General features: G+C 63.9%; 11 protein-coding genes. 9 read left to right on the top strand and 2 right to left on the bottom strand.

Annotated elements, in window-relative coordinates:
* The first annotated feature begins 76 nt into the window (after positions 1-76).
* The 7 genes from KUV41_RS02605 to KUV41_RS02575 all read left to right on the top strand — a co-directional run bounded on the left by KUV41_RS02605 (position 77) and on the right by KUV41_RS02575 (position 10,753).
* Entirely contained in the window at positions 77-826 is a 750-nt protein-coding gene (locus KUV41_RS02605; RefSeq protein WP_222237564.1) for an ABC transporter ATP-binding protein, read from the top strand.
* An 80-nt stretch (positions 827-906) separates the two neighbouring features.
* On the top strand, positions 907-3,483 hold the full coding sequence (locus KUV41_RS02600; protein ID WP_206941777.1) for an ABC transporter permease: 2,577 nt from the start codon (positions 907-909) through the stop codon (positions 3,481-3,483).
* Positions 3,484-3,565: 82 nt separating this feature from the next.
* Positions 3,566-5,116 (top strand): polyphosphate kinase, encoded by a 1,551-nt coding sequence (locus tag KUV41_RS02595; RefSeq protein WP_222484041.1) that lies wholly within the window; start codon positions 3,566-3,568, stop codon positions 5,114-5,116.
* 279 nt (positions 5,117-5,395) lie between these two features.
* Complete coding sequence (locus tag KUV41_RS02590) at positions 5,396-6,784, top strand: hypothetical protein (protein ID WP_222484039.1); 1,389 nt, start codon at positions 5,396-5,398, stop codon at positions 6,782-6,784.
* A gap of 242 nt (positions 6,785-7,026) precedes the next feature.
* The gene (gene glyA / locus KUV41_RS02585; protein WP_206941179.1) at positions 7,027-8,292 is read left to right on the top strand and encodes a serine hydroxymethyltransferase; all 1,266 of its coding nucleotides are present in this window, start codon (positions 7,027-7,029) and stop codon (positions 8,290-8,292) included.
* A 302-nt stretch (positions 8,293-8,594) separates the two neighbouring features.
* Positions 8,595-9,536 carry an HAD-IIB family hydrolase gene (locus KUV41_RS02580; protein ID WP_222484036.1) on the top strand — a complete coding sequence of 314 codons (942 nt, stop codon included), beginning with the start codon at positions 8,595-8,597 and terminating at the stop codon, positions 9,534-9,536.
* Complete coding sequence (locus KUV41_RS02575; protein ID WP_222162790.1) at positions 9,533-10,753, top strand: glycosyl transferase; 1,221 nt, start codon at positions 9,533-9,535, stop codon at positions 10,751-10,753. Before KUV41_RS02580 ends, KUV41_RS02575 begins: the two co-directional genes overlap by 4 nt.
* A gap of 80 nt (positions 10,754-10,833) precedes the next feature.
* On the opposite strand, the gene dsbG is transcribed toward KUV41_RS02575, so the two are convergent.
* Both dsbG and KUV41_RS02565 read right to left on the bottom strand, forming a co-directional pair.
* A complete protein-coding gene (gene dsbG, locus KUV41_RS02570) occupies positions 10,834-11,739 on the bottom strand; it encodes a thiol:disulfide interchange protein DsbG (RefSeq protein ID WP_224908411.1) in 906 nt (301 codons plus the stop codon).
* Between the two features lie 196 nt (positions 11,740-11,935).
* Positions 11,936-13,726, bottom strand: a complete 1,791-nt coding sequence (locus tag KUV41_RS02565; RefSeq protein ID WP_261395887.1) for a sugar phosphorylase — start codon at positions 13,724-13,726, stop codon at positions 11,936-11,938.
* A gap of 193 nt (positions 13,727-13,919) precedes the next feature.
* Here KUV41_RS02565 and nrdR point away from each other — a divergent pair, with 193 nt between their 5' ends.
* Together nrdR and ribD are read left to right on the top strand one after the other, a co-directional pair.
* Positions 13,920-14,405, top strand: coding sequence for a transcriptional regulator NrdR (nrdR, locus tag KUV41_RS02560; RefSeq protein WP_206941173.1), 486 nt, complete (start codon positions 13,920-13,922; stop codon positions 14,403-14,405).
* The gene (gene ribD, locus KUV41_RS02555) at positions 14,402-15,574 is read left to right on the top strand and encodes a bifunctional diaminohydroxyphosphoribosylaminopyrimidine deaminase/5-amino-6-(5-phosphoribosylamino)uracil reductase RibD (RefSeq protein ID WP_206941164.1); all 1,173 of its coding nucleotides are present in this window, start codon (positions 14,402-14,404) and stop codon (positions 15,572-15,574) included. The genes nrdR and ribD overlap by 4 nt, the downstream gene beginning before the upstream one ends.
* Positions 15,575-15,690: the final 116 nt, after the last annotated feature.

The raw sequence follows: 15,690 nt of genomic DNA, 5'->3' as shown, positions 1-15,690 counted from the left end.
GCGCCTGGTGGCCCTCACGCAAGAGCCGGCGAACGACGCTCCTATTCTTGCCATCGTCCGAGGAATTGCTATCACCATGTCGCTGTCTCCCACGTGTGAATCCGTCAACTCTGCTGCTGCTCCGGTCCTTCTGGCGCGTGGCCTGTCCAAGCATGTCGCCAGCGGCAGTCGCGAACTGACTATCCTGCGCGACCTGGAGCTTGAGGTACAGCCCGGGGAAAGCCTGGCCATTCTCGGGCAAAGCGGTGCCGGCAAGTCGACGCTGCTGGCGCTGCTCGCCGGTCTCGATACGCCCAGTGCTGGCGAGCTCGACATGTTCGGTACGTCACTGACCGCGCTCGATGAAGACGGCCGAGCGGCGCTGCGCAACGGCCGGGTCGGTTTCGTGTTCCAGAACTTTCAGCTGTTGCCGACCCTGACCGCGCTGGAAAACGTGTTGCTGCCTACCGAGCTTACCCCGCTGGATCGCCCCGAGCAGCGTGCCCGCCAGTGGCTCGAGCGGGTTGGTCTGGGTGAGCGGCTTGCTCACCTGCCCAAGCAGCTGTCCGGTGGCGAGCAACAGCGTGTCGCCCTGGCGCGTGCCTTTGTGACTGGGCCCGAGCTGGTCTTTGCGGACGAGCCCACGGGAAATCTGGACCCCGAGACCGGGGAACGCATCATTCAGACCCTGTTTGAGCTCAACCGTTCCGAGCGAACCACGCTGGTGCTGGTCACCCATGATCATGCCCTGGCACGGCGCTGCGATCGCTGCCTGCAGCTGGCCTCCGGCAAGCTGGTCGACATGCCCCTGTCGCAGCTGGGTCCCGCCGCGGAGGTGTCGTCATGAGCGCAGGCTCCCACCAGCCAAGCAGCACAGCATCGGCGTCAGCCGCCGAGGGGACGGGAAGCCGTCATGCCCGGGTGTTCATGCGGCAGTGCCTGATGGCACTGCGCTCGCTGCGGCGTGATCTGCGGGCCGGGGATGTGCGCGCGCTGCTGGTGGCACTCACCCTGGCGGTGGCTGCCTCCACCATGATGGGCTTCTTTCTCGATCGTCTCGAGCGAGGCCTGACCCGCCAGGCCAGCCAGATGATGGGCGGGGACGTGGTGCTTGAGCAGTCCGATCCCTTTACCGCTGAGGTGCGTCAGCGCCTCGAAACGGCAGGAATGACGCTGAGTGACCAGGTCGACCTGGTCTCCATGGCCAGTCGTGACGGTGCCTTCCAGCCCGTCAGTATCAAGGCCGTTGATCAGGATTACCCCCTCTACGGGGCGTCACGGGTCGACCAGGGGCAGGGTACCGAGGAACTGACCACGGGCCCGGCTCCGGGTGAGGTGTGGCTGGCCCCCAGGCTCGAAACCCTGCTCGATATCGAACTTGGCGACCAGCTGGACCTGGGGCAGGGGAGCTTTCGCGTATCTGGCTGGATCGAACGCGAGGCCGACCAGTCCGCCGGGTTCGGCAGTTTCAATCCCCGGGTGATGATGCACGTCGATGACGTCGAGTCCACCGGCCTGATTCAGCCAGGCTCACGTATCGAGTACGAAATTCTGGCGGCCGGTTCGCCTGATGCAGTGGCCTCCCTGTCCGGTTGGCTGGCGCAGCTTCGCGCCGAAGGTGTCGAGGTGCGCGATGTGCGGGTGGATCGACCGCGTCTTGGCTCGGCCCTGGAGCGGGCGGAGACCTACCTCAGCCTGGCCGGCCTTGCTGCTGTCCTGCTGGCTGGCGTGGCGGTTGCCATGGCAACCCGTCGCTATGTGGACCGACACCTGGATACCGCCGCGTTGCTGCGCTGCTTCGGCGCATCGCAGCAGGACCTGACCCGTGTCTTTGCGCTGCAGCTGGCGGGCTTGGCTGTTGTCGCCAGTACGTTGGGAGCAGCGTTGGGGTTGGCAGGCCAGGCGGCGCTGCTCGCCTTGATGCAACGCTTTCTGCCGCTGGAGCTGCCGCCTCCTGGCATCTTGCCGCTATGGCTTGGCATCTTGACCGCCGTCGCGGTGCTGGCGGGCTTCGCCGGGCCGACGCTGCTGCGATTGAAGCGTGTCAGTGCACTCAAGGTCCTGCGGCGTGAGCTTGACCCCTTGCCGGCCTCCGGCTGGACCCTGCTGGGGGCGGCAGCGCTGGCCTTTGGCGGATTGCTGTGGCTGTATTCTGGCAGTCTGGGACTGGCGGCAGGACTGCTGGTGGGCGGAATGCTGGCACTGGCGCTGCTGTGGGGGCTGGCCGGGCTGATACTTGACGGAGTGCTGAAGCTCGTCTCCCGGTGGCAACATGGCCGACCTGACAGCGTCGCCAATGCCCTGCGTCTCGGCGCCCGCCAGCTGGCCCGTCGCCGCACCGCGAGTCTTGGACAGATGCTCGCCTTCGCGGTCACCTTCTTTGCCATGACCATGATTGCTCTGGTGCGAGGGGATCTGCTGACCACCTGGCAGGCCCAACTGCCCGACGACACGCCCAACCACTTTGCGATCAATATCCAGCCGACCGAGCGAGATGCCTTCGAACGACAGCTTGGTGATATTGCCCAGACCACCAGTGACCTCTATCCCATGGTCAGAGGAAGAATCACGGCAATCAATGGCGAGCCCCCGCGGCAGGCCGTCCCCGCCGACGCTCAGGGAGAGAATGCGCTGCGCCGGGAGCTTAACCTGACCTGGCGAGCGTCGCTGCCAAGCGGCAATCGACTGGTGGCTGGTGAGTGGTTCGCTGCGTCAGCCAACGCAGATGACTGGCTGTCGCAGGTGGACGCTGAGCCAGCCGCGTCGTCTCCCGAGACAGTGACAGCCCCCATTTCTGTGGAACGTGAGCTGGCAGAGAGACTGGGACTAACGCTTGGGGATCGACTCAGTTTCAGTATCGGGGCCGACACCCTGGTCGGAGAAATCACCAGCCTTCGTGATCTCGATTGGGACAGCTTCAAGCCCAACTTCTATGTGATCTTCCCGCCGGGAGTGCTGGAGCGTTTCGGACACAGCTTCATCACCGCCTTCTATCTGGAGGCGGATCGCAAGGCTGACCTGGGGCAGCTGGTGGCGTCCTTTCCCGGCGTGACCTTGCTGGATGTGGATGCGCTGCTGGGCCAGGTGCGCGACGTGCTGGGACAGGTGACTCGCGCCGTCGAGGTGGTATTGGCGTTCGTGCTGCTGGCGGGGGTTAGCGTGCTCTATGCCGCTCTGATTGCCAGTCAGCCGGTAAGGGCCCACGAAAGTGGACTACTGCGCGTGTTTGGCGCGGGACGACGGCTGCTGGACCGCGTGCAGTGGTCCGAGTTTGCCGTTCTGGGCTTGGCCAGTGGACTAATGGCCGCACTGCTGGCCGAGGTCGCCACTGCGGCGTTATACCTGCTGTGGTTGGACCTTCCTCCCCGCTTTCATCTATGGATCTGGTTGGTGGTGCCGTTGTCTGGCGCGTTGATCCTGGGGGCGGTAGGGCACCTGTTGTCTCGAGGCCTGCGGCGCCAAGCGCCTGCGGCAAGCCTTGGGCTGTTGGGAAGCGCTGAGTAGCTGTCGAGCAGGGCAGGGCGCACAGTGGTTCCTGGGCAAGCGACATCAGCGCAGCGGTCGCGACCGCCGCGAAGGAGTGAACATGGGCAAGTCTGCGCAGGGAACGACCGAGAAGGGAGCCAGTGGCGATGGTACGCAGAGCGCTTCAGGGGCGAGCGTAAAGCGCAAGCGCGCCAAGCCGGACAAACGACAGGGCAGCAACAAGATGTCGGCCGAAGAGCGGCTGCGCTTCGGCCTGCTGTCTGCGCAACTGACCCTGGCTCAGCAGGCGGATCGGGCGGTGTTGGTACTGGTCGCGGGACATGCGGCGACCGGCAAGGGCGAGCTGATCAATCAGCTCAACCACTGGCTGGAGAACCGGCTGACGGAGGTGCACGCCCTGGCGCCAGGAGACGAGGAGCGCTGTCGTCCCTACTGGTGGCGCTTCTGGCATCGCCTGCCGACGCGCGGACGGCTGGGGGTGTTCGTGCACGGCTGGGTTGGCGACGCGGTCCTCGCGCGGGCCTCAAGGGCGCTGGGCGAAGGCGCTTACAGTGACCGTATCGAGCAGATGCGCCAGTTCGAAGCCGAGCTCGCGGCCGATGGGGTGCAGCTGGTCAAGCTGTGGCTGCAGATCGACGCCGAGAGTCAACGCCGACGGCTCGAGATGCTGGCGGCAGACCCGGCCACTCGCTGGCAGGTCACCGAAGACAAGTGGCGGCGACATGCTCAGCACGGGCTGCTGGATGAATTGGCGCGGGACCTGCGCAAGCGCACCCACCGTCGCCACAGCCCCTGGATTGAGCTGGACGCCAGTTCTGGCGGCTCGCTGCTGTCCCAGGTGGCCAAGCTTCTCGAGAACGTCATGACAACGCCTCCTCCCGCCCTGGAAGTGGAGCCATCACCGGCGCTGGAGGCGGTTCAGCCTCCCTCCCTGGCGGCGCTGGTGCAGCGAGAAGCACCTGCGCGGCTAAAGAAGCGCGACTATGTTGAACGCCTGTCCGAGTCTCAGGCCCGCCTGGCGGAACTGGCCCGCAGCGCCGCGCGCCAGCGAGTCCCGCTGGTGGTCATGTTTGAAGGCCACGATGCGGCGGGCAAGGGCGGTGGCATTCACCGCCTGACGTCTGCCCTGGATGCCCGGCTCTATCAGGTGCACCAGGTCGCGGCACCGACCGAGGAAGAGTTGCTGCATCCCTGGCAATGGCGCTTCTGGCAGCGACTCCCCAGGGATGGCAGGGTCGCGGTGTTCGACCGCTCCTGGTACGGCCGCGTGCTGGTCGAGCGGGTGGAGGGCCTGGCCGTGGAAGATGACTGGCGTAGAGGCTACGAAGAAATACGCCAGTTCGAGGCGCGTCTGCTGGAGCATGGGGCGGTAGTGGTCAAGCTGTTCCTTGCCATCGACAAGGATGAGCAACTGGCCCGCTTCGAGGCTCGCGCCGCCACGCCCCACAAGCGCCACAAGTTGACCGATGAGGACTGGCGTAACCGCGAGCGGTGGGACGATTACCAGCAGGCGATTGACGAGATGTTCAGCCAGACTCATGTGCCCGGTGCCGAGTGGACGCTGATCGACGCCAATGACAAGCGCAGGGCGCGGCTGGAGGTGATCCAGGAAGTCAGTCGGCGGCTTGCCGCCAGGCTGCCCTTGGCATGATTATCCCTTCGGGTCTGCCGGGTACCACAGCGACGGTGCCTGAGTCGGTCGAGAGGTGTCGTCGAGAGGTGTAAGAGTGGTGTGATAGCAGTGTGGCGTCAGGGCTGGCGTCATAACAAGGCTGTCGGCGGTCATGACGACAGGCTACAGTGATTCACTCAGGCCCATCTTGCTGGCGACCGGACGGATGGACCGGTCGGACGACTCAGGCGTTGCGACAGCCAATTGTTGAGATGGCTGAAAGGCTGATAACCGAATTCACAGGGGAGGTGAACCTCGATGAAGTATCTGATTCAACCGCGCCATGGGGCGCCACTTGCGCTGCTGCTGGCGCTGGGGTCCGGTATGGCGCAGGCCGATGCCGAGCGTCTTGAAGCGGACCTCAAGACGATGCTGGGAGGCGAGGGCACGCTGGAGATCGGTGACGTGTCCGATGAACTCTTCGGCAGCACCACCAGCGCCGAGGATCTGGTGTTGACGGGCCCTGATGGAGAGCGGCTCAGTGTTGCTCGCTATCTGGTCGAAGGTGACTACGAGTCGCCCGACGAAGTCGTGCTGGAAGAGGTGGAACTGATTGACCGTGGCGCGAGCATGACCCTCACCCGGTTGAGCTTCGAGGAGCCCGGTCAGGCGGTTCTGGACCTGCGTGAACTGCCCTGGGGCCAGGACAATCCCCTGGCGGGGCTTCGTCTGGAAGGCCTGGTCATGGACCAGAGTGAGGGATCGGTGGGCGCGGACCTGCCCTGGGGCGAGTTTCCCGGACAGATCAATATCGACAGCCTGGAAGCGACTGAGCTCAGCCAGGATGCCATCGGTAGCCTGGTGCTGTCGGGCCTGACGGTGGCGTTCCAGGGTGACGAGGACCTGGGCACCGGGACCTTTGCCCTGCCGTCGCTGAGCCTGACCGGCTTGAAGGGAATGGAAGGCGATTCGCCGACCGTCGACGCGCTTGAGCTGTCCGACTTCTCGCTGGATTCCGATCGTGTGGTGGCCTCCTTGGCCAGCCTGGTGGCGGATGGCGACATGACGGATGGGGCCTACAGCGGTCGCATGGAAGGACTGGCCCTGGACCTGGCGAAGATGATCGAGCTGGCACCGGCGGATGAGCGCACCCAGCTGCGCATGGTCGCCAATGTGCTGACCGGAGGCACCGGGCAGTTGACCCTGGATGCCGACATGGACGGTACCTGGGAAGCACAGGGATCCAATGGCCAGGTGGCCAGTCGCTTTACCATGACGGCCCGTGACGCCCTGCGTATCGGTTTCGATAGCGACCTGCCCGTCAATCTTCCCAAGGGCCAGGACCCCGCGACCTATTTCGCGGGCCTGAACGACTGGACCGAGCTGGATCTGCAGGGCGGCGATGTGTCGCTCGATATCGGCGATCTCGGCGTCTTCGGACGGATTGCCCCGGTGATCGCGGCGACCCAGGGAGTCTCGGAGGACGCGCTGCTTGAGCAGTTCCGGACCCAGGCGGAAGGCTTCGGCATCATGATGGGGCCCCAGATCGGGGCGGTGCTCAGCGGTATCGTCAAGATGATGGCGGGCGAAGCCAGCAGCATGCAGATCACCACCGAGCTTCCGCCCAGCCAGCATATTCAGAAACTGGCCAAGGAAGACCCGATGGGTCTGCCGGACGCGCTGTCGATGCAGGTCACGGTGGAGTAATCGCGGTAAAGCGGCGCATCGCAAGGGAAGGATGAGTCGCTGCGCCGACGGCGGCCACGTCGTCGGCGTCCAAATAACCGGCCTGTTCAGGCGTGGTTCAGTAAAACTAACCCCAAGATGAGAAATCATGGAACAGCTCATGACGGTCTTTCATGTGAAAGCGGTCATGGGCTGCGCTATTATGGCGGCCCGATTTATACGATTCTCTGTCGTCTTTCCCCTGCCGCGAGGTTATGCCGCCGATGTTCAGCCGTGATATGCAGATTGCCGGTTTCGATGATGCCCTGTTCGATGCCATGCAAAAGGAAGTGGCTCGTCAGGAAGCCCACATCGAACTGATCGCCTCCGAGAACTATGCCAGCCCCCGCGTGATGGAGGCTCAGGGTAGCCAGCTGACCAACAAGTACGCGGAAGGCTATCCCGGCAAGCGCTACTACGGTGGCTGCGAGTACGTCGACATTGTCGAGCAGCTGGCCATCGACTACGCCAAGGAGCTGTTTGGTGCCAGCTACGCCAACGTTCAGCCGCACTCCGGCTCCCAGGCCAACGGCGCGGTCTTCCAGGCGCTGGTCAAGCCGGGTGATACCGTCCTCGGCATGAGCCTGGACGCTGGGGGCCACCTGACCCACGGCGCACGTCCCAACTTCTCCGGCAAGCATTACAATGCCGTCCAGTACGGCATCGACGAGTCCGGACGTATCGACTACGAAGAAGTGGCACGTCTGGCCCGCGAGCACCAGCCGAAGATGATCATTGCAGGTTTCTCTGCCTACTCCCAGATCATCGACTGGGCTCAGTTCCGCAAGATCGCTGACGAAGTGGGCGCCTACCTGCTGGTCGACATGGCCCACGTGGCGGGTCTGGTGGCGGCGGGTGTCTACCCGACTCCGCTGCCCCACGCCCATGTGGTCACCACGACCACCCACAAGACGCTGCGCGGACCCCGCGGTGGCCTGATCCTGTCCGCCGAGAACGATGCCGACATCGAGAAGAAGCTGCAGTCCGCCGTCTTCCCTGGTGGACAGGGTGGGCCGCTCGAGCACGTGATCGCGGCCAAGGCGATCTGCTTCAAGGAAGCCATGGCGCCCGAGTTCAAGACCTACCAGCAGCAGGTGGTCAAGAACGCCCAGGTGATGGCCAAGGTGTTTATCGAGCGCGGCTACGATGTGGTGTCCGGTGGCACCGAAGATCACCTGTTCCTGCTCTCCCTGATCAAGCAAGGTTTGACCGGCAAGGATGCGGATGCCGCTCTGGGCCGCGCTCATATCACGGTCAACAAGAACGCCGTGCCTGGCGATCCCCAGAGCCCGTTCGTGACCTCTGGCCTGCGTATCGGCACCCCGGCGGTGACCACTCGCGGCTTTGGCGAGGCCGAGTGCGGCGACCTGGCCGGCTGGATCTGCGACATTCTCGACGTCATGGCCAGCGGTGAGTCCAGCGAGGCCGTTGAAGCGGACGTGAAAGCCAAGGTCGAGGCAGTCTGCGCTCGTCTTCCGGTCTACGCCTGAAAGCGGCAGGGTAAGCACCATCAGGAACCGTAGCCTGATGACGTAGCCTGCACGACGGAATGCCCCCATGAGTCCTGCTCGTGGGGGCATTTTTATGCTGGCGGCAGGCTCATCCTGGGGGCCGGCTAAGCCTGCCGGCTACTGCACCATGTTGGTGCCTGGGTGTGCACCTGTCCTGACCTCGGTGGATGCTTCGTTGTGCACATGTTTTTGCATGTGACTGTTTTATTTATCTTCCTTAACGCGGTGGCGTGCCCCTTGCTATGAGTCAAGGTGAACTCTTTTGATGCGAAGGCCCTGCCATGCACGCCACTGCCACGCCCTGCCTGGGCGACAGCGCTGAACCCCGCCTTCTGTTTACCGACCTGGATGGCTCTCTACTTGACCACCATGACTACGACTGGGCGCCTGCCCAGCCGTGGCTCGAGACGCTGCGCAAGGCCGGTGTCGGGGTGATTCCGGTGACCAGCAAGACGCGCAGTGAGCTGCTTGGCTTGCGCCAGGCGCTGGGACTTGCTGATCAGCCCTTTATTGCTGAGAACGGAGCGGTCATCGCCCTGCCCGACAGCTGGTGCCATGCCAGGCGCGAGGGTCCAGTGGGCCCCGATGGCCTGGTCATTCGCACCCTGGGTGTCGATATCGGACTGATTCGTCGGCGCGTGGCGATCTGGCGGGAGCGTCTGTCGGCGCGCTTTCTGACCATGAGTGAAATGGCACTGGAGGACGTCGTGGCGTTCACCGGCCTGGATGAACAGGAGGCACGCCTGGCGCGCCTGCGCGAAGGCAGCGAGCCGCTGCTGTGGGAGGACGACGATGCGCTGTTGCAACGCTTTCGCGAAGGTCTGGCAGGCGATGGCCTGCGCATGACCCGTGGCGGACGCTTCTGGCATGTGCTGGGGGACACAGACAAGGGCCAGGCGGTGCGTTGGCTGTGTGCGCGCTACGAAGCGTTGAAGGGCAAGCGACCGACCACCCTGTCCCTGGGCGACGGCCCCAATGACGTGGCCATGCTGGAGGCAACCGACGCCGCGGTGGTCATTCGCGGCCAGCATGGTCTGGATGTCCGGCCGGATCAGCCAAACCTCTACCGCAGTGAAGCGATGGGGCCACGGGGCTGGGCCGAAGGGGTAGCCCATTGCTGGGGAGCGAACCCTCAGGCCCTCGAGGCAGCGGCCAGGGGAGACCAGGGCGCGCAGACAGACGATCAGCATCACCATCTTGGCGGAAAAGAGGACGACGCATGAGCGATTTCCATCAGAACGGCATCATTACCGATTTTCACAACCTGACGCGTCGTTCTGCCGAAGAGCTTGAGGCGGACCTTGAGCAGTTCGCCAGACAGCGTCCGCTGGGGCTGATCCTGCCGTCGCTCTATTCTGAACTGGAAGGGCCGGCACTGGATGCGATCGTCGAGACCTTGTCGAGTGCAGACTACTTGTCCGAGATTGTCATCGGCCTGGATCGTGCCGACCGCGATCAGTTTCTGCGTGCTCGGGAATTCTTCTCCCGCCTGCCCCAGCACCACCGCATCCTGTGGAATGATGGACCTCGCCTGCGCGAGCTCGACGCCGACCTGTCTGCCGAGGGGCTTGCCCCACAGCAGCCGGGCAAGGGGCGCAACGTCTGGTTTTGTGCGGGCTATGTCCAGGCATCGGGGCGCACAGCAGCGGTGGGACTGCACGATTGCGATATTCTGACCTACGACCGCTCGCTGCTGGCCAGACTGATGTACCCCGTGGCGCATCCACGCTTCAACTACGCGTTCTGCAAGGGCTACTACTCGCGCATCGCCGAAGGCAAGCTGAACGGACGGGTGTCCCGGCTACTGGTCACGCCGCTGCTGCGGGCGCTGAAGATCATGCACGGGCCGCTGCCTTATCTGGACTATCTCGATAGCTATCGCTACCCGCTGTCAGGCGAGTTTTCCATGCGCACGGAGGTGCTCGACAACCTGCGCATACCCGCCGACTGGGGACTGGAGATCGGGGTGCTGTCCGAGGTGCACCGTGACCATTCGACCAACCGTCTGTGTCAGGTCGACATTGCCGATGTCTACGATCACAAGCATCAGCCGGTCTCTGCCGATGATGCCAGTGCGGGGCTCAACCGCATGAGCCTGGATATTGCCAAGGCGCTGTATCGCAAGCTGGCAACGCAGGGGGTGGGATTCTCCTCCGAGGGTTTTCGCACGCTGAAGGCGACCTACTATCGACTCGCTCTGGATTTGATCGAGTCCTACGACCACGATGCCACCATGAATGGCCTGAGCCTCGATCGCCACGCCGAAGAGCAGGCCGTAGAGCTGTTTGCGGCGAATCTGATCGAGGCGGGAAATGCTTTCCTCGACAACCCCCGGGAGAAGCCCTTCATTCCCAGTTGGAACAGGGTAAGAGCGGCGCTGCCGGATCTTCCACAGCGCCTTTATCAGGCGGTGGAAGCCGACAACGCCGGAGATGTCTAGGAGGGAGAGTGCCTGTCACGGGGCCTCGCCATGGCAAGGCCCCTGTGATGACAGAGCTGGTCCGCTCTGGTGCCAGCCCCTCAGGGGCTGGCGCTTCCCATGATGGTCTCGAACAGGGCCTGTCCCGGCAGTCCCTGAGTCATTTCGACCTTGCCATCATGGCGATAGACCATGCCTGGGGTGGCCACCATGCCGAAGCCTCGGAACAGCTCATGATTGCTCTGTAGACGCTGTTCCAGGTCGCGGGGTAGCTGGCGCATCGGCGTAATCGGATCACCCCCTTCGTGAGCGGCCAGGGCGGCAGAGGGGTCGTCCGCGGCCAGCATGGTGACCGCCTGGCGTGGGCTCGCTGGATCCAGTATGCCCACCATGACGTGGCGTAGCTGGACCTCTCCGCTCTCCACGAAGGGGCGGGTCATCTGCCACAGGCGGGTGCAGTATGGGCAGTTGGGATCGGTGAAGACGTACACCGTGCGCGGCGCGTCCGGGTCGCCATCAGCGATCCAGGCGCTGTCAGCCAGGTCCTGCCACACCGCTTCATCCTGAGGTCCTTGCACCAGTCGCTCCAGCGGCTCTTCTGACAGGTTGTTGGCCTCACCGTCAATCAGGTTGCCGACAATGGCGTGCTCGCCATCGGCAGTCACGAAGATTGTCATGGGCTGGCCTCGGTGGCTGGCAGCGTAGCCCTCCAGGCCTCCAGGGGCATCAAATTCTCCATGCACTTCCAGGCCTTCTTTCTCGAGGGCCTCGATAGGCGCGGGGTAATCCTTGGCTTCGACGCTGGATAGCGGCAGCAGACCGAAGGCCACCGCAGCAAGGGTCATGAAGGATCGCGGGTAACGCGGGCGCGATGGGGCATCGGGGCGGCGGGGGGTGTCCTGACTCATCGGTGTTCGGGCTCGCATGTCGTTGTCGGAGGGGCGCGCAGAGGTGACCTGATCATCCCGGTGGTAGGGCGGCCAGTGCTGTGACAACAGCTGGGACAACAGGATGAGAGGTCAGTTCGGTGGCCGGCCCGGTTGGTGGGGTTACAGATAAAGGAAACGCTGCAGTCATCAGCCGAGCAGCGCCAGGCGCCTGCAGCGCAGACGCCGGAGCCTTTGCGCTACAGGTGAGGCGTTCGAGGGGCGCGCAACGCAGCGAATCGTTGGTGCAGGCAGTGATGCAGTGTTTCCTGAACGCTCAATCATGACGCACCAGCCATAGTGAGCGATAGGGCGCCAGGGTATCGCAATGGCGCCATTCGCCGCCCTCCAGCAGGTCCTCCCAGCCAGGACGTTCGAGTTCCGCCATGACCAGAGGTTGCGGGCGGTCGGTAACATTATGGATCGCCAGCAGGCGACGGCCGCTGGCAATCGGCCCACGCTGAATGGCCAGCAATTGTGGCGCGGTTGGCACCACCGTCTGAGCGGCGTCGGGGTGGAAGCAAGGCTCTCGACGACGCAGTTCAAGGCGACGCGTGAGGGCGACGAATACCTCACGGGTCGGCGTGTGCCGGCTGTCTAGCAGCATCCCCAGTTCCTGGCGCTGCCAGCGTTTACGGTTGATGGAGCGCAGGCGCCCGCTGCGCTCGACGCCATCATGGTCATTCTGGGTAGCCGTCAGACAGTGAATGTAGACCCCGGGTATGCCCTTCAGGACCAGCATCAGGTGCTGACTCAACAAGAAGCGCTCGACCTGCCAGGGGTCGGGGCCTCGGCGGGTGCCGCTCATGGCATCGAACCAGGTGATGTTCAGTTCGTAGGGACTGTCACTGCCGTCGCTCTGGCGGCGCATGCTGACAAAGCCGCCGAAGCGCTGCATCAAGCCAACCAGAGCATCGATTTCGTGTTGCTCGAGCCAGCCTTCCAGCGGTCGTACCCCGATGCCGTCGTGGCTGGCCGTGAAGTTGAGATAGCTGCAGCCCTCTGGAAGCTCGGGCAGCGTGTTCAGCCAGCGGGCGATGGTGCCGGCCTCACCGCTGGTCAGGGTATGCAGCAGCAGTGGGGGCAGCGGGAACTGATAGACCAGATGGGCTTCATCCGGTGGTGTGTGCTCACGCTCCAGGCCAAAGTAGCTGATGTTCTCGGCGTGAGGCACGTTGGTCTCGGTGATGATCAAGGTGCCGGGAGCCACATGATCGACGATGGCGCGAAGCAGACGCACCACAGCGTGGGTTTCGGGAAGGTGAATGCAACGGGTGCCGGGCCGTTTCCACAGGAAGGCGACGGCGTCCAGGCGCACGATCCGCGCGCCCTGCTGAAGATAGAACAGCAGTATGCCGATGAATTCGATCAGCACGTCGGGGTTGGCAAAGTTCAGGTCGATCTGGTCCTCCGAGAAGGTGGCCCACAGATGGCGTACCCCCCGACGGGTACTGACCGGCACCAACAGTGGAGAACTGCGTGGCCGGACGACGTCGCTGAGATCCGTTTCCGGGTCCATCTCGATGAAGTAGTCACGACCGGGCAGGTTGCCGCCCAGGTAGTCGGCAAACCACAGCGACTCCCTTGAGACATGATTCAAGACCAGATCCACCATCAGGTCGTGGCGGCTGGCCAGCCGCCTGATGTCTCGCCACTCGCCCAGGGCCGGGTCGACCTCGCGGTAGTGAATGACCGAGAAGCCATCGTCGCTGCTCCAGGGAAAGAAGGGCAGCACGTGCACCCCGCTGAACACGCCAGCCAGTCGGCTGTGAAGAAAGTCATCGAGCACGGCCAGGGGAGGTTTGGGCGACGTCTCCTGACCGCTGTCCGAGCGAGATTCGTGCTCATCGATCAGCGAATCACCGTACAGAATCAGCCATTGATCCTTTTCACTCCACAGTTCGGTTCTTGCACCATGACGGTGCGAAAGACGGGCGCCCTGCGCTTCGATCAGGCGCAGCAGGCGGCGCAGCACTTCCTCGCTACGTTCTCCATAAAGAGGTGTCAGCAAGGCTTTGGCATGCTGCTGGAAGCGGTCTGCGTCCATCGCTGTGAGTGGTGGGGCCATGGCGTCCTCCTTGGGCGGGCGAGGCGGGAGGTTGCGCCTGTGCCCGACGTCTTATTGGCAGGATAATGCACAACATCAAGCACAGGGCGTGCCAACTGGCATCGCGCAAAGGGCTTGGCGGACGGTTGCGCTGGGCGAAAAAGGCCGCAACCGTTACACTATGGCGACATTTTCTCCTGCCGGACTGCCCGCTATGCATTGCCCTTTCTGTGGCGCTCAAGAGACTCGTGTGACCGATTCCCGGCTGGTTGCCGAAGGCGACCAGGTGCGTCGACGTCGGCAGTGCGCGGGATGCGGGGAGCGCTTCACTACCTATGAGACCGCCGAACTGGTGATGCCGCGGATCGTCAAGGCCGATGGCTCCCGTGAGGTGTTTGACGAGAGCAAGCTGCGAGCGGGCATGCTGAGGGCTCTGGAAAAACGCCCGGTCAGTGCGGAATCCATCGAAGCGGCGGTGGAGCGCATACGCCAGAACCTGAGGGCCCGAGGGGAGCGTGAGGTCCAGGCGCGGGTCGTGGGTGAGGAAGTGATGAACGCGCTCAAGCGCCTGGACCAGGTGGCTTACATTCGCTTCGCCTCGGTGTACCGCAGATTTCAGGACATCGACGAGTTTCGTGCCGAGATTGACCGGTTGGCTCAGGAGCCGAACTTCACCCCCGACAATGAGGAGCCGTCATGAGCCGCGACGATGCACCTCCGGCGTCAGCCCCTGGCCATGATGCCCACTGGATGGCGAGAGCGCTTCGCCTGGCTGAGCATGGCCGCTACACCAGCATGCCGAATCCGCGTGTCGGTTGCGTGCTGGTCAAGGACGGCGAGTGGCTGGCCGAGGGCTTTCATGAGCGTGCCGGTGAGCCCCATGCGGAAATCCATGCGCTGAACGGCGCCGGTGAGCGCTCCCGTGGTGCAACCGCCTATGTGACGCTGGAGCCATGCTCTCATCATGGTCGCACCGGCCCCTGCTGCGATGCCTTGATCCAGGCGGGCGTCGCCCGGGTCGTGGTGGCCATGCAGGACCCCAACCCTCAGGTCGCAGGGCGTGGCATCCAGAGGCTGCGTGAGGCAGGTATCGAGGTGCTGGTCGGTTGTCTTGAGGACGATGCGCTGACCTTGAATGCGGGCTTCGTATCGCGCATGACCAAGGGGCGCCCGCGGGTGCGCCTGAAGCTGGCCATGAGCCTCGATGGGCGTACCGCCATGGCCTCCGGCGAGTCCCAGTGGATCACCGGCCCTGCGGCACGCCGCGATGTGCAGCGCCTGCGCGCCCAGAGCTGCGCGATTCTGACTGGCGTCGACTCCATCATCTTCGATAACTCGCGACTGACGGTGCGAGCCGAGCAACTGGGGCTCGATCAGGCTGACACCATTGCCCGTCGCCAGCCGCTGCGCGTGGTGGTCGATTCGCGTCTGCGCATGCCGTTGGCGGCTGCCTGTCTGAGCGAGCCCGGTCAGACCCTGGTGGTCTGCGTCGAAGGCGTCGAGTCTCCTCGCCGGGAAGCGCTGGAGCGCAGCGGGGCCCGAGTACTGGAAATGCCGGCCGGCGAGGACGGTCGCGTAGATCTGCCGACGCTGCTCGACTGGCTGGGGCGTGAAGAAGGATGCAACGAGCTGCTGGTCGAAACCGGTGCGACCCTTGCCGGTGCCATGATGGATGCCTGTCTGGTGGATGAGCTGCGCCTCTACATGGCGCCGACGCTGCTTGGACCCGAGGCCCGTGGACTGATGTCATTGAGCGGGATTGACCAGATGGCTCATCAGCGACCGCTCGAGATCATCGATATTCGCGCCTTGGGCCAGGACTGGCGAATTTTGGCTCGCCCCGCGCTGCCTGCCTGCACAGGGCGCTGAGCTAACGCCCTGAAAATGACAGAGCCCTGATAACCTAGAGCCCTGATGACCTAGTGCCCTGATTATTCTAGCGCCCCGATACGGGGCGGGTGCAGGTGCCCGCGTGGATACGTGGT

Source organism: Halomonas sp. DP8Y7-1 (assembly GCF_019801685.1).
Lineage (GTDB): Bacteria > Pseudomonadota > Gammaproteobacteria > Pseudomonadales > Halomonadaceae > Halomonas > Halomonas litopenaei_A.
The sequence above is the reverse complement of the archived record's forward strand: the minus strand, read 5'-3'. Positions and strand labels throughout refer to the sequence as shown.

What these genes read in the sequence shown, in the direction of transcription:
- KUV41_RS02595 (WP_222484041.1), top strand. Translation starts at nt 3,566, where the DNA reads ATGGGCAAGTCTGCGCAGGGAACGACCGAGAAGGGAGCCAGTGGCGAT.
- ribD (WP_206941164.1), top strand. Translation starts at nt 14,402, where the DNA reads ATGAGCCGCGACGATGCACCTCCGGCGTCAGCCCCTGGCCATGATGCC.
- KUV41_RS02605 (WP_222237564.1), top strand. Translation starts at nt 77, where the DNA reads ATGTCGCTGTCTCCCACGTGTGAATCCGTCAACTCTGCTGCTGCTCCG.
- KUV41_RS02600 (WP_206941777.1), top strand. Translation starts at nt 907, where the DNA reads ATGCGGCAGTGCCTGATGGCACTGCGCTCGCTGCGGCGTGATCTGCGG.
- glyA (WP_206941179.1), top strand. Translation starts at nt 7,027, where the DNA reads ATGTTCAGCCGTGATATGCAGATTGCCGGTTTCGATGATGCCCTGTTC.
- nrdR (WP_206941173.1), top strand. Translation starts at nt 13,920, where the DNA reads ATGCATTGCCCTTTCTGTGGCGCTCAAGAGACTCGTGTGACCGATTCC.
- KUV41_RS02575 (WP_222162790.1), top strand. Translation starts at nt 9,533, where the DNA reads ATGAGCGATTTCCATCAGAACGGCATCATTACCGATTTTCACAACCTG.
- KUV41_RS02590 (WP_222484039.1), top strand. Translation starts at nt 5,396, where the DNA reads ATGAAGTATCTGATTCAACCGCGCCATGGGGCGCCACTTGCGCTGCTG.
- KUV41_RS02580 (WP_222484036.1), top strand. Translation starts at nt 8,595, where the DNA reads ATGCACGCCACTGCCACGCCCTGCCTGGGCGACAGCGCTGAACCCCGC.
- KUV41_RS02565 (WP_261395887.1), bottom strand. Translation starts at nt 13,726, where the DNA reads ATGGCCCCACCACTCACAGCGATGGACGCAGACCGCTTCCAGCAGCAT.